Genomic DNA, 23608 nt, shown 5'->3' with positions numbered 1-23608 from the left:
CCAATGTTCACAATGGATGACCTGAATCAAATGGGCACACAGACACTGACAGACACGCTTGGATCTATTTTTGAACACTCTTCATGGATTGCGGAGAAAGCCGCGACATTGCGGCCATTTTCTTCCCTTTCCGACCTTCACCACAAAATGGCCGGCATTGTAAAAGCCGCTGATCGCCAGACACAGCTTGATTTAATCAATAAGCACCCTCGTCTCGGAACAAAGAAAACAATGAGCGCTTCCTCGGTAAGAGAGCAGCAAAACGCGGGGCTCAGCACGCTTGAACAGCAGGAATACGAAGAATTTCTCAAGCTGAATGAACACTATTATGAACGCTTCGGCTTTCCTTTCATTTTAGCGGTAAAGGGAAAGACGAAGCAGGACATTCACCAAACCCTGCTGGCAAGGCTGAAGAACGAACGGGAAACGGAGTTCCAGCGGGCTCTAGAAGAAATTTACTGCATCGCCCGCTTTCGTCTAGCGGACATCATAACTGAAAAAGGAGAGACGCAAATGAATAGAACCATGTCTTACGGCAAAGGCAATGTATTTGCATACAGAACGTTTTTAAAGCCGCTCACAGGAGTGAAGCAAATCCCAGAGTCATCTTTTACCGGGAGAGACAATACCGTTGTCGGCGTTGATGTGACATGTGAAATTGGCGGAGATGCCTTCTTGCCATCATTTACAGATGGAGATAATACACTCGTCGTAGCTACAGACTCAATGAAAAACTTTATTCAGCGCCATCTCGCTTCCTATGAAGGAACGACAGCCGAGGGATTCTTACACTATGTGGCTCACCGATTTTTAGACACCTATTCTCATATGGGCACGATCACTCTGACCGGCGAAGACATTCCGTTTGAGGCGATGCCTGCTTACGAAGAGCAAGAGCTCGGCATCAGCCACCTCGTCTTCAGAAGATCGCGCAATGAACGCGCTCGGTCTGTGCTGAAAGCGGAACGAACCGGGGATACAATAACGATTACAGAGCAGTACAGCGAAATCATAGATCTTCAGCTCGTCAAGGTGAGCGGCAACTCCTTCGTCGGCTTTATCCGGGACGAATATACAACACTCCCGGAAGACGGCAACCGCCCGCTGTTTGTCCATTTAAACATCGGCTGGCATTATGAAAACACAAATGACGCATATGCTTCCGATCCTGCCCGCTATGTTGCGGCTGAACAAGTCCGAGACTTAGCGAGCACCGTTTTTCACGAGCTCGAAACCCCTTCAATCCAAAACTTAATCTATCATATCGGCTGCAGAATATTAATGAGATTCCCGCAGCTCACCGATGTCAGCTTCCAATCTCAAAATCACACATGGGATACGGTCGTCGAAGAGATCCCGGGCTCAAAAGGTAAAGTCTACACCGAACCGCGCCCGCCATTTGGTTTCCAGCGCTTTACCGTGACAAGAGAGGACGCCGAGAAAGAAAAACGGAAAACCGATGAAGCCTTAGGGAGCCTGAAGGCATAATGGGAAAGCTGACAACCCATATCTTGGATTTAACCTGCGGCAAACCCGCAGCGAACGTAAAAATTGAATTGAAGCGGCTGGGCGAAGGCAGCAGCAGCCTTGTCAAAGAGGCATTCACCAACGATGACGGCCGAGTCGATGCTCCGCTGCTGGCTGGTGAAGAGCTGGTGTCCGGGGAATATGTGATGGAGTTCCATGCAGGAGACTATTTTGCGAGAAAAAAAGCGATTACGGCCGGCCAGCCGTTTTTAACCATTGTCACCGTCCGTTTTCAGCTTGCAGACCCAGATACTGATTATCATATCCCGCTTTTGCTGTCGCCGTTTGGTTATCAGGTGTATAGGGGGAGTTAAGAAAAATGAGGAAGCCCGCCGGTGAGGCGGGCTTAGATGATGTTCAGGAGTTAAGTTGGAACCTAAAAAACTTCTGGGTTAACTTTTTATATTCATCTAACATGATCTCCGAGTTTCAAAAAAGCATCATCCTAAAAGATGACACTTTTTATTAATATATAGATTTATCTAAGAAACTGAACTCCTCCCTGTGGGCCGGCTCCTAGTTGAGAAGCCGAAACTTGAGCGGAACCAGCAACACAATTACCGCCAACTCCTAAAGGAAAGACGATTGTAACAAGTTCTTGGCCAGCTTGAGTAAAACTGGATCTGTGTATAAACACCCTTGTGCCTGCAGCCAGCACTTGACCATTAGGCAAAGTTAGATTACCTGGAATCGATATAAACGTACCGACCAAACCTTCAAAAGCACGACTTTCACCCGTATATGGGTAATAATAATTTGGATACATAAAAAATTACCTCTTTCTTATAATGAATTCGCCTTTCGTTTACTTTATATTCCATTTATTGCGATTGTGTGAAAATAACTTTTTTAAAAACTTTCTCCGAAACCTCCGCCTATAGGTGTCATGTTTCGTCCCATAATTTCTTCCCAATCATACTCGTAGAGGCAGGGATAGCCTAGGGTAATAACATTGAAGGAAATAAAGTCGCTGGTTCGAAATCCTGCAGCAAGACACCTTATTCATGGAACATGACCAAAAGAGCAGGGATAAACTCCGCTCCGCCTTTCAGCTTCCGCCGCTCCCGAAGACCAAATATCGTCCATGAAATTAAATAAGATTGATTTCCTTTTGGAGCTGCACCACCTCTATTTTCCCTTTAGCGTTTTGGTTGCCCGACCGAATCCTTTCTCTCTTTTGTTCCCCTTATTTCCTTTTGCGTTTTATTCCTTTTAGATGCACCAACGGGTTAGTAACGTTACTTTTCAGATTCTGTTCCATTTATCTTGATTTTGTTTTTTAATAGTTTTTAATTATGCATTTCTATTAAGCCTTTAGACAAAACATTCATTTTTTCTTATTTAGACTTAAATCTATGTCGAAAATTATCGTTTGCCATATCCTATACTATCCTCACTAAAGGAGGTGGCAATATGGGTTATTCAAATGGTTATGGTAGCTCCTTCGCTTTGATCGTGGTGCTATTCATTTTGTTAATCATTGTTGGTACTTCTTTCTTTGGTGGTTATTAATTTTTACTCTTGCCTAACCTCCGCCGTAGTAGCACCTCCTAGTTCGGCTGACGCCATAAGAAGTTTTTATGGCGTTATGCTCGTGATTAACTAATCATATCTGACATAGTTTTTGAACCAGGGATATATAAACATCGTATTCGATTCAATCGTTTCTGTTGAGCTGAAGACATAAAAAAAGACCCTCCGTATAGAGGGGTTATAGGAGTAATCGTTCTTCAGATTTGAAGACGATCTGAAGCAATATGAAATGCGTTTTGAGTTTGGTTTTCTGTTAAGTTTGTTCCGAAACTACATACTAAAACGACTGACAAACCCAGAATAAGACATACCTTCTTCTTAAAATTCATACACGCATTCTTCCCTTTGAATTTGTCAAAAATCTAAATACGTTTGGATACTTAGAATAAAAGGGAGCTATGCTCCCTTTTATTCATTCTATTACGGAATTTTCCAATGTGTATGAGCCACCAGTTTTTGCAGTGCTATATCCAGCAACCCTTATACTATAAGTATAGCTTTTACTGACTGCAATAGTGTGCTTCGATAATTCTGAGGAATCATAAGAATTCACAAGAGTTACTTTTCCAGTGTTTATATCTTCTTTGTAAATACTAACTTTTAAAGGGGTTGTGTTACTACTTTTGGACAAATAAAATTTTACTTTTGTAGCTGATCCCGGATGGAATTGCCACTCATCTCCTTCTTTAGCAGCAGCAAAAGATCCACTTACTTTGTCATTAAGAGGAAGTATACCTTTAAATTCATAGGCTGATGCACTTCCCATAGCAGTAAAGATTAACATCAAAACAAAACACATTGATACTAATGACTTTTTCATATTAAATCTCCTCCTTAAAATTAAAGTCTTTGTATTATTACTCGCCCTGATTTACAAATCCTTCCATAAGGTGATAATTTCATATTTTTGACACAAAAGGGAAACTAAAGATATCGATCATGATTATTTCACAGTGTAATCCTGTATTAATAAGTTTTCTTCCTATTTATTGTTTGCTTTCCATTTGCGAACAGTGCTGCTTGTTACGCCTAATTCTTCGGAAATGTCTTTTAACTTCTCGGTTCCTCCCGCTCTCTTCCCATAAACTGAAGGCTTCGTCTCTGCGTGGATCTCCCGGTCTTGTCACATGTCACCACCCATATTTGAGTTTGTTTTAATAGTTTTTGATTTGCATTTTCTATTAAGACTTTAAACAAAATATTCATTTTTTCTTTTTTAGACTTCAATCTATGTCGAAAATTATCCTTTGCCATATCTTATACTATCCTCATTAAAGGAGGTGGCAATATGGGTTACTCAAATGGATATGGCAGCTCCTTCGCTTTGATCGTGGTGCTATTCATTCTATTAATCATTGTTGGAGCATCTTTCTTTGGAGGCTATCCAGAAGGCGTTCCAATTTAGTATGTTATAAGCACCTCCCAGTTCGGGCTAGACGCCATAAGAAATGTTTATGGCGTTTTGCTATGTGATTTGCTGACAAAGTTTCTGAACTAAGGAAATATAAACATCGTTTTTGAGACATAAAAAAAGATCCTCCGCTTTAGAAGGTTTTGAAGACAATTTGAACCAATATGAAAAGTATATTGTGTTTGGTTTTCTGTTAAGTTGATTCACAAACCACATTCTAAACAAATGATAAACATAAGATGCTTTGTAAGCAGCTGCGGTCTTACAGGAAATGTCTTCAACATACGAATAGTTCTTATTCTCTTCTAGGTTTTATTAACTCAAAAACAAAAAAAGAACAGGTTTACCCCTGCCCTTTTCTCCTTTTCACATCATCTAATCTTAGAACCACAATACTTAATAAAATCAAACCAATAAACGTACCGTACTTTCCTGTGTCTAAATGTGTGAGTGGAGCTATAAAATATTCAATTATGAATATGATTATAGCAATTGAAACTAATATACGATTCATTTAGTAATTAACACCTCGTTTATGCATTTCTCCAAGGCATATTAATGGTTGACGCAATTAACTAATGATAGTTTAATCGTCCACAATGCTTCAGCAAGGGCACCAGCGATGGATCATCCGGCTGCTCTTTCATTATATTATAATTTCGAAAACTAATAAGCAGCTTTTAAAAACCGGACTCCCTTTTTCCATCGTTCAGCTCTTTTCTAATCCTGCATGCAGACCGCATAATCCCTCCATACCCGGTACACCGGCACAAATTCCCCGCCAGCCCTTCTTCTATGTCTTCATCAGACAGATGCGTTTTTTCCTCAAAGAGTGCTTTAAGCGCAATTATCATTCCTGGGGTGCAGTAGCCGCATTGAAAGCCGCCTTCTTCCAGGAAAGCAGTTTGGCAGATATCCAGTTCTTCTTTTTGAATTCCCTCGATGGTTGTAATGGAATGGCCGTCCACTTGATAAGCCATGGTCATACATGCATTGGCCAGCTTTCCGTCAATTAAGATGGAACATGCTCCGCAACGGCCGATTCCGCAGGACACCTTTGTCCCGGTAAGTTGAAATTCTGTTCGCAGCAGGTCAATCAGACGTGCCGTGGCAACGGCTGAAACCTCCCGCTCCTGCCCATTCACGGTCATTCGAAATTTTTCCTTTTTTACAGGAAATAGCCCGGCTTCTTTTACGTCCATTGCTTCAGCCCCTTTCTGTCTATCGCGGTCAGAAGCTCTTCTCTTGAAATTGGCAGCTTATTCATCCAGCAGCCGACCGCATCATGTACAGCCTTTACAATCGCCGGGGTGATGGCGATCGTTCCAATTTCGCCAACACCTCGCGGGCCGTAGAAATCCCCTTCCAACAGCTCTTCTATCGCGGTCAGCTTCATATCGGGAACATCCTTCACACCAGGAATGACATACTGGTCGAGATTTTCCGCCGCGTAACGGCTGTCCGTCATTTTAGCTTCCTCCATTAGCGTATAGCCGAGTGCCATGGCAGCGCCGCCTTCAATTTGCCCCCGATAGCCCTGCGGACTGACAACCGGACCTGCCGCAATGGCGTGCTCACAATCTATCACTCTGACATCGCCTGTTAATAGATCAACCTCCACCCCAACAGCAGCCGCTCCAAATGAGTAGAGAAAATGGCCGCCGACTACAGGATCAGGTGTTGTCGGAAAATCGAATGCCGTTTCCGCTGCCAAAGGGCCTTTTTCAGCCAGCTCTCTATACGTCACCACGAGTTTCTTTGTGTTTTGATCACGCAAGCCCGCTGCACCGAAAATAAGGTTTTCCGCTGAACAGCCGCTCCATTCTGCCGCCCGTTTTTTTAGTTGAGATAGAAACGGCTTCTTCAAACGCTGGATCGCGTGCCACACCATGCTTGTGCCGCGGGATGCTGTGGAGGAGCCTGACTTCGGCACTTTTGCGGTATCCCCAATGACAATGGATATATCCTCTGCCGCACAGCCCAGCTCATCCATGACAATATGTTCAATCGCCGCTAGAATCCCCTGTCCGCATTCTTCAAATCCGAACGAAGCTGTGATTTTGCCATCACTCGAAAGGGACAAACGGCCTCCTGCCGCATCCATTCGGCCATAACCCAGCCCGCCGCCGTGCATCGTAATTGCCGCTCCCGTGCCTCTCCGTATATACCCGGAGTTCTTGCGTTTTCTTGTGAGAATGGGAGATTCAGAAATGGCATTCAACACCTGCGCCGCTCCGTCAGTCGGTGCAATCCGATGCTCAAGCGGCCCCAAGTCATACGGTTGTCTGATATTTTTTCTTCTCAGCTCCAACGGATCGATGCCGAGCATATCACTGAGACGATCAAGATGGGTTTCGAGTGCAAATGTGATTTGATTGCCGCCAAAGCCCCGGAATTCTCCCGCAACCCCGTTGTTCGTAAACACAGAGATCCCTTCCGTCCGGATATTTGGAATACGGTACGGACCCGCGGCATGCTCGACAGAAAAATCAAGAACAGCCGGTCCAAGCGTAGCGTAAGCGCCTGTGTCCGCCACAATTTTCACATCATGAGCCAAAATTTTCCCTGCCTGATCTGCACCTGTTTTGATCGTAATCTTCATCGGGTGGCGCTTAATGCCAGAGCGTACAGATTCCTTTCTGGTCTGATGAATTTTGACAGGAAGTCCGCTTTTCAAGGCCAAAAGCGCAGCATACGGCTGGATATTCAGCTCATCCTTTCCGCCGAACGAGCCGCCCATCGGACTCGACACAACCCTGATCTTCTCTTCAGGAATGTCAAACATACGGGAAAGCTGGAAACGGTCTTTATAGCCGTGCTGTGTTCCTGCATACATCGTAAAGCCCCCATCGTCTTCCGGAACAGCTACGCCTCCTTCTGTTTCCATATACGTATGCATCTGACGCGGCAGCACGTAGGTTTCTTCGAGGACTATGTCACATGCTCGAAACCCTTCTTCCACATCGCCGTGTGAAAAAAACGCACGGTGAAGGATGTTCCCGTCCTCGTGCAGTCTATGCGCGTCAGGCCGAATCGCTTTTTCCGGTGAATCAATGACCTCCAGCTCTTTATACTCAACGCGAATCAGCTCCAGCGCCGCTTCCGCGATTTCCTCCGTTTCCGCAGCAACTGCGGCGATCGCATCCCCGACATACCGCACCCTGTCCTCACATAAAACCGGCTGATCAGGGATGACAATGCCAAAGCGGTTTAAACCGGGAACGTCTTCATGAGTAACGACTGCCCGCACACCTACCATTTCTTCCGCTTTCATGGTGCAAATCGACACGATCTCCGCATGAGGATAAGCGCTTCTCAGCACTTTGCCATACAGCATTCCGGGAAAGCTGAGATCGGTCATATATTTCAGTTCCCCTGTGACCTTTCTTCTTCCATCCGGCCTCACTCCTGACGGTTTGTTGACGATCATTTATTCTCCTCCCTCAGCCATCAGCTCTGCCATAATGACGTTGGCCACGGCTTTTTTTCTGTATGGCGCTGACATAAAAGCATCTGCTGAAAACGGTAGCTCATTGATAAGCGTTTCGTACATCTCGTGAGGATCCCACCCTGACACCATCCACTTCGCTTCGCTTTCCACTAATCTTTCCGGTGTGATATCAGCATGGCCAGCGGCGAGGCGAATGCCGCCGTCTTTTAAAAAACGTCCAGCTGCAACAGCAACAGCTCCTGTAAAAGCCTGGCGCCTCCCAAGCTTGCGGTAAAACACACGCTCTCCCTTTGCATGCGGAATGTTGACACGCGTGACGATGGCAGTTTCAAAGTCTTCATCTATGAGCCAATCGCCAAGCGGCATCCTGATCAGCTCCTTTTGATATACGATAAGCTCAGCATCTAGCACAAGTAAGAGCGGAATCAAATCCCCGATTTTACTCGCTATGTTGCCGCCAATCGTGGCCCGGCTACGAATTCCGGGTGCGGCGACAGCGGAAGCAGCGTCGCTGAAACAACCGAGCGCACTCTTAATCAAAGGGTTCTTTCTGCATTCACTCAGCGTTGTGAGTGCCCCGATCGAGAGGTGGGTGTCACTGGCGCTGATCCCTCTCATCTCTTCAATTCCTTCAAGACTGATGAGATGCTGTTTCGGAAGAATCCCTTTGTCCCACTGAAGCTGAAGCAGCGTGCTTCCCGATGCGACACACACATCCGGGGCATGCTGCTCCAAAAGCGAATAGGCCTCATCAAGCGCTGCCGGCCTCCATAATTGAATATTCATCCTTGCTTTTGTCACTTGGCCGTTCAAACCATCGCCCTCCTTACCATGTCGTATTCCTCCGGTGTATCAATATCTTTCAACTCTGCGCTTTCCTTCGCCTCCAAAACAGCCCCTGTTCCAAGCTGTCCGCTGTTCAGGAGCCTGCGAGCCCCCTCATCTCCCTTTAACTCCTTTACATAAGGAAAACAAGCCGATGAGAAATAGATTGGCGGGGTGAACGCGCCTAAAAATGATGACACGGCAAATGACTCAGGAGCGATTGCCACAAGGGCATTGAGATGATTGACGGAAAGCTGCGGCTGGTCGGCTAACAAAATGACAACGCCGTCTGCTCCCATGCTTTCTGCTTTTCTCACCCCGCTGCTGACTGAATGCCCTTGACCCTTTTCTGCGTCTTGACAAACGTGCAGGGTCCAGCGGTTTCGAAAAGGCGGAGCGTGATAAGGCGCTCCCATCCACTCAAGGGAAGCATGTTCTGTTCTCTCGACAATCAGTACATGATCTAGGCGGGACAGAAGAGCTGTTTTCAAAGAAAGCGATCCGATGGTTTCTCCTTTTAGCGGCAAAGCCAGCTTGTTTTGGCCCATTCTTTTGCTTTTGCCGGCAGCGAGAAACACTCCGATAATATAGGGGCTTCTCATACAACCGCCAGCCGTTTTCTTGTTTGAATGATTTCCGCGACAACGCTGACGGCAATTTCCTCGGGGCCTTCCGCACCGATTTTCAGCCCGACCGGACTGTAAAAGTGAGCCGGCGGCTGTTTTCCGTTCAGCAGCCGTTTGGTACGGTTTGCCGAACCCAACAATCCGATATAATGAAGATGTTGAGAAAATAAGCAGTCGACGATCGCTTGATCATGCTGAAAATGGTGGGTTGCCACAACAGCTGCATCCTGCGGAAAAAACTGAAATTCACTGAGCATTTGTTCCGGAAAAGCGGTGATCAGCTGATCCGCTTTTGGAAAAAGGGAGGATGTGCAATAAGCGGGACGCCAATCTGTCACGATAACAGAAAACCCTGTATCAGCCGCCAAATTGGCGAGCGGCACAATATCCGGTCCCGCTCCGAACAGAATGAGACGCGGCTTCGGTTCAATTCGCTGAATAAACATGTTGGTTGATGGATCAAAATACGGTAAATGAAGCGTAGAAGCGATACGTTGAATATCCTGCAGAGGCGCGTCCGGCCAGTTCCCAAAACACCCTTTCTCGGACAGAAATAAATAACGGGAGGATTTAATCTGTTTAACGGCTGTTACAGCTTTGCCTGAATGAAGGCAGTCCCTCACGATTTCATAGTGCCGTCTTCTTTCCTGAGTGATTCGCTCCGCATGAATATGAATCATGCCGTTGCACCCGGCCCCCATGCCCCAGGAAAGATCGTCCTCCGCCCGCATGTCATAGGAAATCAGCGCTGACGTCGGCTGATCGGCCATCTCACTAATTCTTTGGAATAAATCTTCTTCCACACATCCGCCGCTCAGCAGACCGACCCGTTCCCCATTTTTCTTAAAGAGCATAGAGGCGCCTGCTTTTCGATACGCGGAGCCCTCAACTTGAACAATTGTCGCCAGCACAGCCTCATCCTGATCTTCCAGGAGCGCATCTAATATCATGTGCAAATTTCCCAATGCTGCATCCTCCTCTCAACCAATCGCTGTTAGAAACAACTAGTTCAGCGTGGTTTTATAGGTAACTTGTATAAAGAATAGATGATGGAAGGAAAAATGACTCATGCTTCGTCAGAAAATGCAACACAGGGAAAGAGGATTTGTAAAAAGAGTCAAACGAAGAAAAACAGATTGGAGAAAAAGCGAAATCGTATAGCTAAAAAAGCTTGCGGAGTTCCCGCAAGCTTTTCTTTATACCGCAGCCTGGCGGCCGGCGTTTTTATACACATCAAGCGCTGCCTGGAGCGCTTTTCCTGCTTCGATTCCTGCGCCATGTCTGAGAAGCACAGCCTCTAAACCGGCAAGCACGAACAATACGTTTTCTTTTCTGCAGCTGTAGCCCATCGTGCCGATTCTCCAGATCTTCCCCGCCAGCGGGCCGAATGAGCTGGCGATTTCGAGGCCGAATTGCGCCAGCAGCATGTGGCGGACAGACTCGCCGTCAATGCCATCAGGGATTTCTACACAGGTGACAACAGGCATTTTGCAGCCGTCATCTCCAAACAGCCTCAGCCCCATCGCCTTAATCCCTGCTGCTAATGCGGTCTCATGGTAGCGATGGCGCTCAAAACGGGCTTCAAGACCTTCTTCAAGCACCAGTCTGACACCCTCACGCAAGGCGTACAGCATCGTCGTCGCTTCTGTATGATGATTGAGCCGTCTTTCGCTCCAATAATCCTCAAGCTGGCTCAAATCAAAATAATTGCTTGTGATCGGCCGATTTCCTGAAAGTGTTGTCCTGTCAGCTTGTGTCGCAATCCCGCGCTCCACCTTTTTGCGGGCCGCAATCACATCCGCCACCCGCTCATTATATGTAATCGGCGCCATTCCCGATGGAACAGACAAGCATTTTTGCGTGCCGCCGATGGCCGCGTCAATGTTCCATTCATCCACCTTTACCTCACACCCGCCGATCGTCGCGACTGCATCGACGATAAACAATGCTTCCTGGGCGCGGCAGGCTTCGCCGATGGCTTTCAGGGGGTGAATCCGACCTGTCGATGTTTCCCCATGCACCATCGCCACGATTTTCGGTTTCACTTTTTTCATTTCCCGTATGATGTCTTCCGGGTCAAAAACCGTTCCCCACTCGCACTCAAGCGTATGAACATTCGCCCCGTACCGCTCGGCAATTTCAGTCAGCAAATAACCGAAGCGCCCATAAATCGGAATGAGCACATCATCTCCCGGCTCAATCACACTCGCCAGCACCGCTTCGATACCCGCCCGTGAAGTGCCATCAATCGGGTATGCCCAGCGGTTTTTCGTTTGAAATACCTCCCGAAGCATCTCCATCGTTTCATTCATGATATCCGTAAACGCCGGATCAAATTGGCCGACAACCGGGGTGCTCATCACTCTTAATACACGCGGATCAACCTCAACAGGACCCGGTGTCATAATCGTTCTTAACGGTGTACATAACTCTTTTCTGCCTGACACAGCCATTCCTCCTTTATCAGTAAGCCAGTTTGTATAATAAATCAGTCAATGCGCGGACGCCGATCTCAAGCTGTCTGGCTGAGGTATATTCCTTCGGTGAGTGGCTGATGCCGTCGCGGCTTGGCACAAACAGCATACAAGCAGGATGGCGCCTTCCGATCATTTGCGCGTCATGCCCTGCTCCGCTCACCATTTCTTCACACCTGATGCCGTTTTCTGCCGCTGTTTCCAGAGCCGCAGCCTTCAGCCTTTCGTCCATCGGTACAGGCTCTATCCGCATATATTCATCAATTACAGCGCGAATCCCTTTTTGATGGCAAATGCCGTTGATCAAAGCAGCCATGTCTTCATGAAATTGCTCCAGCACGTGCTGATGCTGATGGCGAATATCAATTGAAAACTGCACGCGTCCCGGTATCACATTGGCTACATTGGGCTCTGCAGTTATTTTTCCGCAAGTCAGACGGAGCTCATCCGGCTGCTCTTCCGACCGCAGCAGCAGTTCATGAATAATATGGCTGCTGGCTGCGAGCGGGTCTTTGCGCCATTTCATGGAGGTTGTTCCCGCGTGGTTGCATTCCCCCTCCAGCGTGACGAGATATCGCCTCTGCCCCGCAATACTTGTCACAATGCCAAGATCCCGACCTGACATTTCCAATGTCTGTCCCTGTTCTATATGAAGCTCGACAAAGGCGCTGATATCTGTCCTGTACGGAGCCTGATACACACCTTTGCCAAAACCGCACTCATACATCGCTGATTGCAGAGAGACGCCTGTTTCGTCTTTCGGTTCTACTCCATCCTGTAATGAAAAAACGCCCGTCATATTCCCTGATCCCCAATAGGTCATTGGAAAACGGCTGCCCTCCTCCTCACATAAGGACACCGCTTCGAGTGTTTTTTTCGGTACTCCGTACGTTTCTTTGAGCTGCTTTAGCGCGAGCATTGCCGCAAGGACGCCATAGGCGCCGTCATACTTTCCCCCATTGATGACAGTATCGATATGTGAACCGGTTACAATTACTTCATCCGGAGACTGGGTGCCCGAAAGCCTTCCAAACACATTGCCGACATCGTCGAATCTTGTTTCAAGTCCGAATGCTGACATTTCCGTCTTCACGGCGATCTGCGCGTCCATCCATTCTTTTGTATACAAAAGCCTCGTCACACCGTCGTCAGCGGATGCGCCGTATTGGGCGAGCCATTCGATATAATCTGCGATGCCGCTTTTTACTGAAAGCTTCTGCTTTTCCATGTACTCCCCCCTCTGGCCGTTATGGTGACTTCATTATAGAAGGAGGAACACGATAGTTCATTGGCAGATTAACCAAAAAAACGTTTATTTTTTAGTCACAGTATCTATCCGGCATCAAGCAGCCAGAAAACACCCTACCTCTCAGGGCTATTCTCATGTAAAGTCAAAAGAAAACACAGTAAGGGAGAGAGCCAATATGCAGCAGTGGATTAAAGAAACAGCAAGAGGAAAAAGGGGTCAAAACACCTTTCATAGGAACAAGCTAAACTTGCGGGAGAAGCGATGTTTTCTGGCGAGGCAAGCGATGTGCAGATCGCAGCGTTTCTGATCGCGGAACGGATCAAAACAGAATCGCCGGACGAATTGCTGGGCATCACCGAAGCAATGCGGGCGTATTCCTCGGTGCTTCAACTGCCGCCACACATCGGCGGACATGCCGTCGATTTTGCCGGGCCGTATACCGGCAGGCGCTCTTTTCTCGCCACCATTCCTGCGTCTCTTTTACTCGCGGAAAGCGGCCTACCGGCATTTCTTCACAGCAGCGACGCGCTTCCACCGAAATATGCAACAAGCCGGAGCAAAAACGGGGCCTAAAGTTATTGGAACAGTGGATATCCGCCTCCTCCAAAGGGACTAATTTACAATTTTAATGAAAAATATACAAAATGACACTTCTATCCTTTATTTCAATTTTAGATAATAGACATGATCTGATAAAAGGAGGGCAAGTGATGACAAAAAAAGCAAGGTTTCTGCCGCTCGTCTGTGTATTACTGATTTCCGGATGGTTTGCGCCCGCCGCCTCAGCAAGCGCGCAAACCGCATTGAGCCTGAACGACCGATTGGCGTCTTCCCCTTCAGGAACCGGGGACCTACTCTCATTAACCGCTCCCGCTGCACCCTACGCTGACACAGATACCTATTATGAAGGGACTGAAGGAAAAACTGGAGAATCGCTAAAAAGCACCCTGCACCGCATCATCAGCGGACACACGATGCTGTCCTACAGCGAAGTATGGAACGCGCTGAAAGAAACCGATGAAGATCCGGCAAACCCGAATAACGTCATCCTGCTCTATACGAATGAATCGCGGTCGAAAAACCTGAACGGCGGCAATGTCGGCGATTGGAACCGCGAGCACGTCTGGGCAAAATCCCATGGCGATTTTGGTACAAGCATGGGGCCTGGCACCGACATTCACCATTTGCGCCCGGCTGATGTTCAAGTCAACAGCGCCAGAGGAAATATGGATTTTGACAACGGCGGCACTGAATATGCGAAAGCGCCCGGAAATTATTATGACGGAGATTCATGGGAGCCCCGTGATAATGTGAAGGGCGATGTCGCCCGCATGCTGTTTTACATGGCTGTCCGTTACGAAGGTGATGACGGCTACCCTGATCTTGAGCTTAATGATAAAACAGGCAACGGCTCAGCCCCTTACCACGGAAAACAATCTGCCCTGCTCGAATGGAATAGGCAGGACCCGGTTGATGACCGTGAGCGAAAAAGAAATGAAATCATTTATGAAAAATATCAGCACAATCGCAATCCATTTATCGACCACCCTGAATGGGCGGACGACATTTGGCCGTAAGAAAAGGTGCTCCTTTTAAGGAGCACCTTTCCTAATACACAGCCTCTTCCGTCTCCGCATCAAAAAAGACGACGTGATCCATTTTCACTGACAGCTGGATCGAATCGCCTGCGGCGATTCGCGTGTTTCCGTCCAGGCGGACCGTAAGCCGCTCGTCCCCAGCCATGACATGCACAATCAGCTCCGATCCCAGATTTTCATTCACTTCCACCCTCGCTTTAAACACTGAATCAAACAGCTGATCATTTCCCATCAATTGTGTCATATGCTCCGGCCGGACGCCGGCAATCATCTGTTCTCCGGCGTATCCTTTTTCCTTAAGGCTCTTCGCTTTTCCTTCAGGAATATGAAGCCGGATTGAAGGGTTTGTGAAAAACAGCTCGCCATGCTGCTCTTCAATGACGCCTTTCAGAAAGTTCATTCCCGGGGAGCCGATGAAGCCTGCGACAAACAGATTCGCCGGGTAATGATAAATGTCATGAGGTTTCGCCACTTGCTGGATTTCCCCTTCATTCATCACGACAATCCGATCGCCCATTGTCATCGCTTCGGTCTGGTCATGCGTGACATAAATGATGGTTGCCTCCAAACGCTGGTGCAGCTTGCTGATTTCTGTCCGCATCGTCACTCTCAGCTTCGCATCCAAATTGGAAAGCGGCTCGTCCATTAAAAAGACCTTCGGCTCCCTCACAATCGATCTGCCAAGCGCCACCCTTTGCCGCTGCCCGCCAGAGAGCGCTTTTGGTTTTCTCTTCAGCAAATGTTCAATCTCTAAAATTCTAGCTGCCGCATGAACCCGCTCGGCAATTTCCTGTTTCGACATCTTTCTAAGCTTTAATCCGAACGCCATATTATCAAAAACCGTCATATGCGGATAAAGCGCATAGTTTTGGAATACCATCGCAATATCACGTTCTTTCGGCGGAAGATCATTGACCCGCTCCCCATCAATAAGAAGGTTTCCTTCAGAGATGCTTTCCAGTCCCGCCACCATCCGCAGCGTTGTCGATTTTCCGCATCCTGACGGCCCCACCAGCACCAAAAGCTCCTTATCCTTTACATTTAAATCAAAGTCCTTCACCGTTAATTGTGAATGATATGATTTTTTGACATGCTCAAATGTTAATGAAGCCATCAGAAATGTCCCCCTATCTTTTGATCCATTATTTCGTCACTGGAAACAACTTGGTCTTTCTGTTATTTTTAGAGTAATCGATTCCTATTTTTGCTATATTTCTAAAATAAAAAATGTAAATTTGTATTATAACGTCATAATACATTATAATATGAATAATAGGTTAAAAGGAGGCTACCCCTTGTTAAACAACGGAAGTTCTACACCTTTATACATTCAGCTAAAACAAATCATCACTGATGACATCAAAAAGGGCGTGTATTCCCCAACCACCAAGCTGCCTACCGAAAACGAGCTTTGCAGCAAGTATAATGTCAGCCGCATTACTGTCAGGAAAGCCATTCTTGATTTAGTCGAAGAAGGCTATCTGATCAGGCAGCAGGGGAAGGGAACGTTCGTTAAAAGCCCTAAATTAAAGCGAGAGCTGATCGCAGTAAACGGCTACTCGGAATTTATGGAATCAACCGGCAAAAAACCGAAGCATCAGGTGCTGTCCCATGAGATCATTCCAGCGTCAAAACCCATCGCCGAAAAGCTTCAAATCCATCCCGAGAGCCCTGTCGTTGAATTAAAACGAATTTTATACAACGATGATCAGCCGCTCTCCTTTGAAGTGACGCATTATCCGCTGGATTTGTTTCCCGGCATTGATACCTTTATTGCTGACGGCGTATCCATGCATGATATTTTGAAACAGCAATACCAAGTTGTTCCCACCCACAATACGAAGCTATTAAATGTTGTATATGCCCAGCAGGAGGAAAGCAAATACCTGGATTGCGATATCGGGGATGCACTATTTGAAATTGATAAAACGGCTTTTACATCAAACAACCAGCCAATCTACTGCTCACTGTTTTTGATGCACACAAACCGTGTCACTTTTACGATCAACAGCCCTTACACATAACAGGCATAAAAAACGAGACACTGCTTATAGTATTCTCGTTTTTTCACTGCTTCCCCCGTCCTCCAAGCGAAAAGGATGGCCGTAGCCGAATGCCCCGTATACGCCGCATGTTTTCGCAGCCGTTTCGGCCGCTTGGCGCAAAGCGCGCGTTATGTCCTGCTTCTCGCAAAAGGCTGTCAAAAAGCCTGCTATAAATGAATCTCCGGCTCCAAGTGTATCTATTATATCAGTTTCCACAATCGGCTGATGATAGATTCGGTCTCCCGCAGACAGGATTGCTCCTTGCCCCCCGCGGGTCAGACAAACGAATTTGGCTCCATACCCATGAGCTGTTTTCGCAAGCTCACCGCACTCCGACTCACTCAGATCGCTTCCTGAAAAAAACGCATACGTCACATAAGGACAGACCTTCCTCAAATAATCATCCTCCCGATTGGTTGAAAAATCAAAAGAAACCGGGATCAGTCCGCACAGCTGCGGAAGATCGTTCTCAAGTCGGCTGTACACACTGGTATGCAACAGATCATGCCCGCTGATAAAGGCTAGATCTTTCTCCTGGAACACCAGACGGAGCCGGGACTGAATGCCGCCTTTATTTGATCTGACAAAAATACGGTCCCCCTGCTCATCAAGGGTGACAATCGCCATCCCGTTTTCTCCGTGCGCCTGGCGGATATAATCCGCATTGACCTTCTCCAATTTCAGTACGTTCAAAAGATGTGCCGCTGCTTCGTCATTGCCGACGATTCCGATATAGGAAGCCTCATGCCCGAGCCGTTTGGCAAGCACCGCGACGTTTAAGGCATTTCCTCCCGGGTAGAACGTTTCTTGATCCTGATAGTAATCTACAACGTTATCTCCAACCGCAATCAATTTCATTATGCTTCCTCCTTATCCTTTTACACTTCCGCTCGCAATCCCGCGGACAAAATATTTCTGCATAAATAAAAATAGAATAATAATCGGCGCGGCTGAAATCGTTAATCCCGCCAGCAGGACGCCCCAATCTGTCTGTAATGCGTCTCTGAACTGCATCAGCCCGGCTGGAATGGTCCGCAAATTCTCATCATCTATGAAAATAATCGCAAACATGAACTCATTCCACGTATGGTAAGCCGTTAAAATGCCGGATGTCACCAAAATCGGCACACTCATTGGTAAGAAAATTCTGAAAAATACTCCGAAACTCGTACACCCATCTAAATAAGCCGCCTCCTCCAATTCTTTGGAAATAGAAAGAAAATAAGAGCGGATCAAAATGATGGTGAATGGAATCCGGTAAGCCGCATACGGCAAGATTAACGCCCAATACGTATTGTAAAGGCCCAGCGACTGAATAATAGAATACAGCGGCACAAGACTGACCTGCGGCGTCAGCATCAAACCGCCAAGACAAAGCACCAAAAAGAATCCTTTTCCCTTAAACTCAAACCGGGAAAGGCCGTACGCCGCCCATGCACTGATAAAGACAGTGATCACACACGTCAGCGCTGTGACGATAACACTGTTCATAAAATAAGAAGAAATCCCCTGATTCCAGGCGGACACAAAGTTTTCCGGATGCCACGAAGACGGCAGCGACCAGCTGTGCTCAAAGATATCGTCCGAGCTTTTAAAGGCGCTCATGACCATCCATAACAGCGGATAGGCGATCGCAATAAGATAAAGAAACAGAAAAACCCACACAGACGTTTCTCCGATGTACCATTTTCGTCTCGGTTTTCTTTTCATCTCAATGTGCCGGTCAGGCACTGGCTCCAATCTGAACGAATCTGTCTTCTTCTGAGGCAGCATCTGTTAATCCTCCTTTCCGGTTTTAAAGAACTTCATTTGCATGAGCGACAATGCGAGCGTAATGATTAACACAACGGTGGCAATCGCTGACGCATAGCCCATCATATCCTTTGTAAAGGCGCTTTTATATAAAAACGTGCTTAACACTTCTGAAGCGTTTCCCGGCCCGCCGCCTGTCAATATGTACGGTTCATTAAATACCGTAAAGGCGCCGGTCAGCGTCATGACCACCGCAACAAAAGACATCTCTTTCGTCTGGGGAACGGTAATATGAAAAAACTGCTGAATTTTCCCCGCACCGTCAAGCCGGGCCGCTTCATACAGTTCATCCGGTATTTTTTGAATTGACACAATGTACAGCATCGCAATATAACCGACAGATTGCCATTGAGACACAAAAATGACAGATAGCATAGCCGTGCTGTCATCACCGAGCCAAGCCCTCGTCAGCTGATCAAGACCGATTGCCTGTAGCAGCTGATTCAAAAGCCCCGTCTCAGGGTTGTAAATAAAATCAAACAAAAGCGCGATCACCGTCATGGAGATGACAACCGGCAAAAAGAAAACGGTGCGAAAAAACGGCGACCATTTTCTGACCAGCTTATCCTCAAGCACCGCCGCCAAAATCAACCCGCCAAATACCTGGCATACAATAGAGATCACTGCGTAAAGCACATTATTGGTAAGTGCCTGATAAAAGACAGGATCATGAAATAATTCAACATAGTTTTTTAAGCCGATAAACGTTTTTTCCGGAGAAAAAGAGCTCCATTGAAACAGGCTGAGGAAGACATTCTCAAAAATCGGGATATAAACAAAAAGTAAAAAAACGAGAGCGGGCACCAAAAACAAATAGGGGATTATTTTATTCTGATTGACCAAGGATATCTCATCTCCTTTATAAAAAGAAAAGGTGCAAAGCTCACCTTTTCTTTGATTTATTCAGCTGACGCCCTCACTTGCTTCGCTGCTTTTTGAACGGCTTTCATCACCTGCTCCGGTGTCATGTCGCCGCCAAGCATTTGCTGGACGCCCGTTAGGTACGCGTCTGCGATTTCAACATCAACATCCATATCAAACCACGGAACCATTGATTCGGCATCAACAATTTGCTGAACCGCTTCACGCTGAATGGCTGTAGAATTTTCTTCAGTAGCCGTTCCTTGCACCGCACTGTACTTCCCGACATCTTTGACGAGCTTATCACCCATTTTTTTCGACGTCAGAAACTGCAAAAATTCCATCGCTTCCTTCGGATGTTTTGTTTTTGAGGAAATCATGAACCCTTCCGGCGCTCCCGTTAACGCCTCTGAAGATCCTTTTTGCCCGCTGATTTCAGGAAATGGGAACATCCCCAGATTCACCGGTTCAACCAGCTTGATTTCCGCTGTTTCCGCATATATCATCGCCGACTTTCCGCTCTTAAATTGCTGTCTCACATACTCGTGGTCGACGGAGTTTACATGTTTATTGAAGTAAGGCATCAGCTCCTGAAGCTTTTCAAGTGCTTTCACATAGCCTTCATCAGTAAATTCACCCGTTTTGGCGTTATAATCCTTTTGTCGTGTTTTTTCATCGACCATCCGCTGATTGAGCGTGCCGATATAGTGCGAGATTGTCCAAGTCGCCTTTGTTCCGAAGCTGATCGGTGTATAGCCCTTTTCTTTGAGCTTCTTTGACACATCGATTAATTCATCCCATGTCTTCGGGGGATCAAGGTTCAGCTTTTGAAAAATGTCTTTATTATAGAAGAATGATTTAGCGTCCATTTGCCACGGTACGCCATATTGCTTGCTTTCATAAGTAAATGGTGTAATTTGTGATTGAACGATCTGTGATGACCAATCTGTATCATTTTTGTAGTAGGACGAGAGATCAAGTGCCTTATTGCCTCTGATGAATTTAAAAGCAAACTCGTCACTCCAAGAGAAGTAAATGTCAGGAGGGCTGGTGGTTCCCAGCATAACCTTAATTTTGTCTTTATAGGAGTCATTCAAAACGGCTTCAATTTGAATGTCGATATCCGGGTGATCTTTTTCAAATTCTTTTACAACCTCTTCAAAATAACTTTTTTCCGGCTCCTTCGGCCATCTGTGGAAAAATTTCAATGTCACCTTTCCGTCCGCTGAACTGCTTTGGCTTGAACAGCCCGCAATGGTGAGCATACTGACAGCTGCAATGATCAAGAACAACAACATTTTCTTCAAAGGGTTGGCCTCCTCTGGACATTAGACTATAATGTTATATAACATTATAGTCTAATGCATAATGGTTCCTCATTTTCAGATCAATACTCAACTTTCCACATGTATCTTCTATGAGATAAAGGATGATTTCTCGCCTCTGCCAGCTCGTCCGCATAGCTTCTCAGCACACGGTTGAGAACGAGCGGAGCAAGGTAGCCTTTAACTGAATTGTCAATCGCAGTGAAATCGTAAGATGCAGCATCAAGCACAGTGAGCTTTTTGCCATACTTTTTCGAGAAGGTAAGCGCCCGCTCTTCAAGAGGTCTAGTTTCATCTAAACCGAGCAGGATGATAAACGGCACGGATTCATCAATAATCTCAAACGGTCCGTGAAAATATTCTCCGGCATGAATGGCGTGGGAATGAATCCATTGCATTTCCATGAGAATGCAGATGCTGTAGGAGTAAGCGACACCGTAGTTTGCACCGCTTGCCATTGTATAAATAATGCTTTCTTTTTCATGAGCTTTTGCAAATTGCTGTGCATTGTCAGCTTCCTGCTTAAGGGCTTCATCATACACAGCCTGCAATTGATCTAAACCTTCAATTGCTTGTTCAAATTTCGTATTGTTTTCTAATACTTGCAGGGTGCCAAAAACGATTTGATACAGAACGCCATAGTTCGTATTCATTGCAAGCGCCTCATCACCCCAATCGTACTGGGCAACATATTGCGCTTCCTGTGCTAAAGGAGACTCCGGTTTATACGTCATCGCAATCGTAAGTGCGCCTTTGCCCCTCGCAAACGCAGCAGCTTTGACTGTTTCAGGAGTATTTCCCGAATGCGAGCACAAAATAACAAGAGACTTTTCACCAAGCTGAACAGGGTTGCGCTGAATAAATTCGTTAGAGCTGTAAAGGTCGGAGTTCATTGATTTTGACTCCCTGTCAAACACATACTTACTCGGATACATAATGGCCGAAGAGCCTCCGCATGCGACAAAGAATACATGGTCAATGGTTTTCCCTTTCAAATCCTGCAAGAAAGCTTGAACCTCACGATTTACTTTTGCTGTGGCTTGACTCAAATCCTTCACTCCTCATTTTTATTATATAACGTTATATAACATTATATATTGTTATATTAAAGTCCACAGCTATGATTGTCAATATTATTTTCTGAAATTTCTCAATAATTCACTTAGACGATAGACAAGGGTCTACATACGGAAAGTGTCCAAATCAAAAGCCAGAACTTAACATAAGTTCTGGCTTCGTTATTCAATCCGCAGACTGACGTCTTATTTAAAAAATGCCTTGTCTATATTGTACTTCGAGTGCTGTGTATTGATGATATATGTTTCGTAAATGTCTCTTTCCATTGGATCATCGACTACACATACTTCAATTTTATATACTTCGTCTCTGTGATGTTTGATCGGTGAGACAGTGTCTTCAAAATGCTTCTTAATTCTCTGTCTTAACTTTCTAGCTTTACCGACAAACAGCAGCTCGTCATGAATGTTGTAAAACATGAAGATGCCGCCTTTATCCCTTGGTATCTGGTGAAAATCAATGAATCCGTAAATCGCCTTTATTTTCGGCTCGTTATCATTAGCTGACTGCTGTCGTTCAGTGATGGTGACATTCGGTGCGGGTATATCAATTTTTATCAAAATTAGTTCACGTCCTCTTTTTCATTAAAGATAAATGCTAACACAGACAGAAAAGAAAAGCCAGAACAGCTTTATTATATTTGTTTGTTATGCTTTTACTTATTATGCAACGCTCCGGCTGGATCATAAGGGCTAAGGTTTATTTCTGTCTGCTTTCCGAGAACTAGTTTTGCGAGCTCTGACCCCAAGAATGGCCCCATTGTTAATCCCGAGGCGCCTAAACCGTTAGCGGCAAAAAGGCCTTGAACGTCCGGTACAGCGCCCACAACCGGGAGAAACCCAGGTGTAAACGGCCTGAAGCCCACTCTTGTTTCAATGGCAGCGGCATCAGCAAGTCCCGGAGCTGCGGCTAGCGCTTTGCTCAATACTTCGTGCTGGCCTCCGGCCGTCACACGCAAATCATTGAGGTCAGCATCGTTTTCATGTGTGGCTCCAGCTACTATTCTGCCGTTATCAAACGAAAGAATGTACTGATCGTTCGGCGGCATCACAACCGGCCAAGATCCTGTATCCGTTTCTGTCATTTCAAAATGCATAATCTGCGCTTTCTGAAAGGACACTTGAAAATGAATGCCAAGAGGCTTCATGACCTCATTGGCCCATGCCCCCGCCGTCACAATCACCGCGTCAGCCGCAAACTGCTGTGTGTCTGTTTGCACGCCGGTAACCGTGCCGTTTTCAAAAAGCAAGGACGCATTTCCTTTGATGATCTTTGCGCCTCGTTTCTCTGCAGCGCTTAAAAGCGACCGGCACAGCGCTCTTCCATTCACCCGGGCGGCACCGCTGATATGAACCGATTCATAACCATCAGCTAAAATCGGAAACAGTTTTTTCGTTTCACTTGCAGACAAGCGGGTAATGTCGCCGATTTCCGGCGCATCCTCCCGTCTCTTATATGCCCTTTCCTCCATCTTATCGAGCTTTGACGGATCAGTATGAATGCTGATCGCACCGACACGTTTATATCCTGTATCCGTTTCTCCGTCCTCTTCCAACTGATTGATTAAATCCGCATAGTATCGCGCCCCGCCCTTAGCAAGCTGATACCAATCCTGATTGCGGCGCTGAGAGAGCCAAGGACAGACGATCCCCGCCGCCGCATCAGTCGCTTGTCCAGGTTCGTTCCGATCAATGACAGTAACTCGAGCTCCTGATTTTGCGAGATGATAAGCCGTCGACGCACCTAGTATGCCGCCACCGACGATGATGTAAGATTTCATATGCAAACACCTTT

General features: G+C 46.4%; 24 protein-coding genes and 2 pseudogenes. 8 read left to right on the top strand and 18 right to left on the bottom strand.

Translation table 11 applies throughout. The features are described 5' to 3' along the window. Window positions 1-3 precede the first annotated feature (3 nt). Together pucL and uraH are read left to right on the top strand one after the other, a co-directional pair. Entirely contained in the window at window positions 4-1488 is a 1485-nt protein-coding gene (pucL, locus tag LWH95_RS01680; protein ID WP_232918828.1) for a factor-independent urate hydroxylase, read from the top strand. After that, window positions 1488-1841, top strand: a complete 354-nt coding sequence (gene uraH / locus LWH95_RS01675; RefSeq protein WP_232918827.1) for a hydroxyisourate hydrolase — start codon at window positions 1488-1490, stop codon at window positions 1839-1841. The genes pucL and uraH overlap by 1 nt, the downstream gene beginning before the upstream one ends. Window positions 1842-2005: 164 nt before the next feature. Here the strand turns inward: uraH and LWH95_RS01670 are convergent, their stop codons facing one another. Continuing rightward, window positions 2006-2293 carry a hypothetical protein gene (locus LWH95_RS01670; RefSeq protein ID WP_032732264.1) on the bottom strand — a complete coding sequence of 96 codons (288 nt, stop codon included), beginning with the start codon at window positions 2291-2293 and terminating at the stop codon, window positions 2006-2008. A gap of 211 nt (window positions 2294-2504) precedes the next feature. Here LWH95_RS01670 and LWH95_RS21775 point away from each other — a divergent pair. Beyond that, window positions 2505-2591, top strand: a pseudogene (locus tag LWH95_RS21775) (hypothetical protein); the annotation flags it as partial. Between the two features lie 349 nt (window positions 2592-2940). After that, window positions 2941-3039, top strand: coding sequence for a YjcZ family sporulation protein (locus LWH95_RS01665; RefSeq protein WP_032732263.1), 99 nt, complete (start codon window positions 2941-2943; stop codon window positions 3037-3039). A 433-nt stretch (window positions 3040-3472) separates the two neighbouring features. Here LWH95_RS01665 and LWH95_RS01660 read toward each other — a convergent pair whose 3' ends face one another. After that, window positions 3473-3880, bottom strand: coding sequence for a hypothetical protein (locus tag LWH95_RS01660; protein WP_232918826.1), 408 nt, complete (start codon window positions 3878-3880; stop codon window positions 3473-3475). A gap of 165 nt (window positions 3881-4045) precedes the next feature. Then, window positions 4046-4187: pseudogene (locus tag LWH95_RS21770) on the bottom strand (phage terminase small subunit-related protein); the annotation flags it as partial. Between the two features lie 161 nt (window positions 4188-4348). Here LWH95_RS21770 and LWH95_RS01650 point away from each other — a divergent pair. Further along, entirely contained in the window at window positions 4349-4465 is a 117-nt protein-coding gene (locus LWH95_RS01650; protein WP_003240909.1) for a YjcZ family sporulation protein, read from the top strand. Between the two features lie 686 nt (window positions 4466-5151). Here the strand turns inward: LWH95_RS01650 and pucE are convergent. The 7 genes from pucE to allC all read right to left on the bottom strand — a co-directional run bounded on the left by pucE (window position 5152) and on the right by allC (window position 13075). Continuing rightward, a complete protein-coding gene (gene pucE / locus LWH95_RS01645; protein ID WP_232918825.1) occupies window positions 5152-5673 on the bottom strand; it encodes a xanthine dehydrogenase subunit E in 522 nt (173 codons plus the stop codon). Further along, window positions 5664-7901, bottom strand: a complete 2238-nt coding sequence (gene pucD, locus LWH95_RS01640; RefSeq protein ID WP_232918824.1) for a xanthine dehydrogenase subunit D — start codon at window positions 7899-7901, stop codon at window positions 5664-5666. Before pucD ends, pucE begins: the two co-directional genes overlap by 10 nt. After that, on the bottom strand, window positions 7902-8735 hold the full coding sequence (pucC, locus tag LWH95_RS01635; protein ID WP_232918823.1) for a xanthine dehydrogenase subunit C: 834 nt from the start codon (window positions 8733-8735) through the stop codon (window positions 7902-7904). It lies immediately after the preceding gene. Beyond that, on the bottom strand, window positions 8732-9349 hold the full coding sequence (gene pucB / locus LWH95_RS01630; protein ID WP_232918822.1) for a xanthine dehydrogenase accessory protein PucB: 618 nt from the start codon (window positions 9347-9349) through the stop codon (window positions 8732-8734). The genes pucC and pucB overlap by 4 nt, the downstream gene beginning before the upstream one ends. Continuing rightward, the gene (locus LWH95_RS01625) at window positions 9346-10338 is read right to left on the bottom strand and encodes an XdhC family protein (RefSeq protein WP_232918821.1); all 993 of its coding nucleotides are present in this window, start codon (window positions 10336-10338) and stop codon (window positions 9346-9348) included. The genes pucB and LWH95_RS01625 overlap by 4 nt, the downstream gene beginning before the upstream one ends. A 231-nt stretch (window positions 10339-10569) precedes the next feature. Then, entirely contained in the window at window positions 10570-11820 is a 1251-nt protein-coding gene (gene pucG / locus LWH95_RS01620) for a (S)-ureidoglycine--glyoxylate transaminase (RefSeq protein ID WP_232918820.1), read from the bottom strand. A 16-nt stretch (window positions 11821-11836) separates the two neighbouring features. Next, a complete protein-coding gene (allC, locus tag LWH95_RS01615; protein WP_232918819.1) occupies window positions 11837-13075 on the bottom strand; it encodes an allantoate deiminase in 1239 nt (412 codons plus the stop codon). A gap of 282 nt (window positions 13076-13357) precedes the next feature. Here allC and LWH95_RS01610 point away from each other — a divergent pair, with 282 nt between their 5' ends. Continuing rightward, complete coding sequence (locus tag LWH95_RS01610) at window positions 13358-13669, top strand: glycosyl transferase (RefSeq protein WP_232918818.1); 312 nt, start codon at window positions 13358-13360, stop codon at window positions 13667-13669. Between the two features lie 137 nt (window positions 13670-13806). Further along, window positions 13807-14673: an endonuclease I family protein gene (locus LWH95_RS01605; protein WP_232918817.1), complete on the top strand. Its 867-nt coding sequence runs from the start codon at window positions 13807-13809 to the stop codon at window positions 14671-14673. A gap of 31 nt (window positions 14674-14704) precedes the next feature. Here LWH95_RS01605 and LWH95_RS01600 read toward each other — a convergent pair whose 3' ends face one another. Then, window positions 14705-15808 carry an ABC transporter ATP-binding protein gene (locus LWH95_RS01600; RefSeq protein ID WP_148982805.1) on the bottom strand — a complete coding sequence of 368 codons (1104 nt, stop codon included), beginning with the start codon at window positions 15806-15808 and terminating at the stop codon, window positions 14705-14707. A 181-nt stretch (window positions 15809-15989) separates the two neighbouring features. Between LWH95_RS01600 and frlR the strand changes: the two genes are divergently transcribed. Beyond that, the gene (gene frlR, locus LWH95_RS01595; RefSeq protein WP_119914243.1) at window positions 15990-16718 is read left to right on the top strand and encodes a transcriptional regulator FrlR; all 729 of its coding nucleotides are present in this window, start codon (window positions 15990-15992) and stop codon (window positions 16716-16718) included. 24 nt (window positions 16719-16742) lie between these two features. Here frlR and frlD read toward each other — a convergent pair whose 3' ends face one another. The 7 genes from frlD to LWH95_RS01560 all read right to left on the bottom strand — a co-directional run bounded on the left by frlD (window position 16743) and on the right by LWH95_RS01560 (window position 23594). Next, window positions 16743-17597: a fructosamine kinase FrlD gene (gene frlD / locus LWH95_RS01590; RefSeq protein ID WP_225514714.1), complete on the bottom strand. Its 855-nt coding sequence runs from the start codon at window positions 17595-17597 to the stop codon at window positions 16743-16745. A 12-nt stretch (window positions 17598-17609) separates the two neighbouring features. Further along, window positions 17610-18512: a carbohydrate ABC transporter permease gene (locus tag LWH95_RS01585; RefSeq protein WP_003240884.1), complete on the bottom strand. Its 903-nt coding sequence runs from the start codon at window positions 18510-18512 to the stop codon at window positions 17610-17612. A 3-nt stretch (window positions 18513-18515) separates the two neighbouring features. After that, window positions 18516-19394, bottom strand: coding sequence for a carbohydrate ABC transporter permease (locus LWH95_RS01580; protein ID WP_003240882.1), 879 nt, complete (start codon window positions 19392-19394; stop codon window positions 18516-18518). Window positions 19395-19450: 56 nt separating this feature from the next. After that, window positions 19451-20719, bottom strand: a complete 1269-nt coding sequence (locus LWH95_RS01575) for an ABC transporter substrate-binding protein (protein WP_232918816.1) — start codon at window positions 20717-20719, stop codon at window positions 19451-19453. A gap of 80 nt (window positions 20720-20799) precedes the next feature. Continuing rightward, complete coding sequence (frlB, locus tag LWH95_RS01570; protein ID WP_232918815.1) at window positions 20800-21786, bottom strand: fructosamine deglycase FrlB; 987 nt, start codon at window positions 21784-21786, stop codon at window positions 20800-20802. Window positions 21787-21999: 213 nt separating this feature from the next. Then, the gene (locus LWH95_RS01565) at window positions 22000-22374 is read right to left on the bottom strand and encodes a nucleotide excision repair endonuclease (protein ID WP_119914248.1); all 375 of its coding nucleotides are present in this window, start codon (window positions 22372-22374) and stop codon (window positions 22000-22002) included. A 95-nt stretch (window positions 22375-22469) separates the two neighbouring features. After that, window positions 22470-23594, bottom strand: a complete 1125-nt coding sequence (locus tag LWH95_RS01560; RefSeq protein WP_232918814.1) for an NAD(P)/FAD-dependent oxidoreductase — start codon at window positions 23592-23594, stop codon at window positions 22470-22472. Window positions 23595-23608: the final 14 nt, after the last annotated feature.

Origin of the sequence: Bacillus sp. G16 (genome assembly GCF_021282335.1) — a bacterium.
In the GTDB taxonomy this organism is placed as follows: Bacteria; Bacillota; Bacilli; order Bacillales; family Bacillaceae; genus Bacillus; species Bacillus inaquosorum.
Note: the sequence above shows the minus strand (reverse complement) of the source record. Positions and strands in the feature narration are given on the sequence as shown.

Coding starts and splice junctions, on each gene's coding strand:
- frlD (WP_225514714.1), bottom strand. CDS start 17,597: ATGAAATTGATTGCGGTTGGAGATAACGTTGTAGATTACTATCAGGAT.
- pucL (WP_232918828.1), top strand. CDS start 4: ATGTTCACAATGGATGACCTGAATCAAATGGGCACACAGACACTGACA.
- pucB (WP_232918822.1), bottom strand. CDS start 9,349: ATGAGAAGCCCCTATATTATCGGAGTGTTTCTCGCTGCCGGCAAAAGC.
- LWH95_RS01610 (WP_232918818.1), top strand. CDS start 13,358: ATGTTTTCTGGCGAGGCAAGCGATGTGCAGATCGCAGCGTTTCTGATC.
- LWH95_RS01670 (WP_032732264.1), bottom strand. CDS start 2,293: ATGTATCCAAATTATTATTACCCATATACGGGTGAAAGTCGTGCTTTT.
- LWH95_RS01600 (WP_148982805.1), bottom strand. CDS start 15,808: ATGGCTTCATTAACATTTGAGCATGTCAAAAAATCATATCATTCACAA.
- LWH95_RS01560 (WP_232918814.1), bottom strand. CDS start 23,594: ATGAAATCTTACATCATCGTCGGTGGCGGCATACTAGGTGCGTCGACG.
- allC (WP_232918819.1), bottom strand. CDS start 13,075: ATGGAAAAGCAGAAGCTTTCAGTAAAAAGCGGCATCGCAGATTATATC.
- uraH (WP_232918827.1), top strand. CDS start 1,488: ATGGGAAAGCTGACAACCCATATCTTGGATTTAACCTGCGGCAAACCC.
- LWH95_RS01605 (WP_232918817.1), top strand. CDS start 13,807: ATGACAAAAAAAGCAAGGTTTCTGCCGCTCGTCTGTGTATTACTGATT.
- pucD (WP_232918824.1), bottom strand. CDS start 7,901: ATGATCGTCAACAAACCGTCAGGAGTGAGGCCGGATGGAAGAAGAAAG.
- LWH95_RS01585 (WP_003240884.1), bottom strand. CDS start 18,512: ATGCTGCCTCAGAAGAAGACAGATTCGTTCAGATTGGAGCCAGTGCCT.
- LWH95_RS01660 (WP_232918826.1), bottom strand. CDS start 3,880: ATGAAAAAGTCATTAGTATCAATGTGTTTTGTTTTGATGTTAATCTTT.
- LWH95_RS01650 (WP_003240909.1), top strand. CDS start 4,349: ATGGGTTACTCAAATGGATATGGCAGCTCCTTCGCTTTGATCGTGGTG.
- pucE (WP_232918825.1), bottom strand. CDS start 5,673: ATGGACGTAAAAGAAGCCGGGCTATTTCCTGTAAAAAAGGAAAAATTT.
- LWH95_RS01665 (WP_032732263.1), top strand. CDS start 2,941: ATGGGTTATTCAAATGGTTATGGTAGCTCCTTCGCTTTGATCGTGGTG.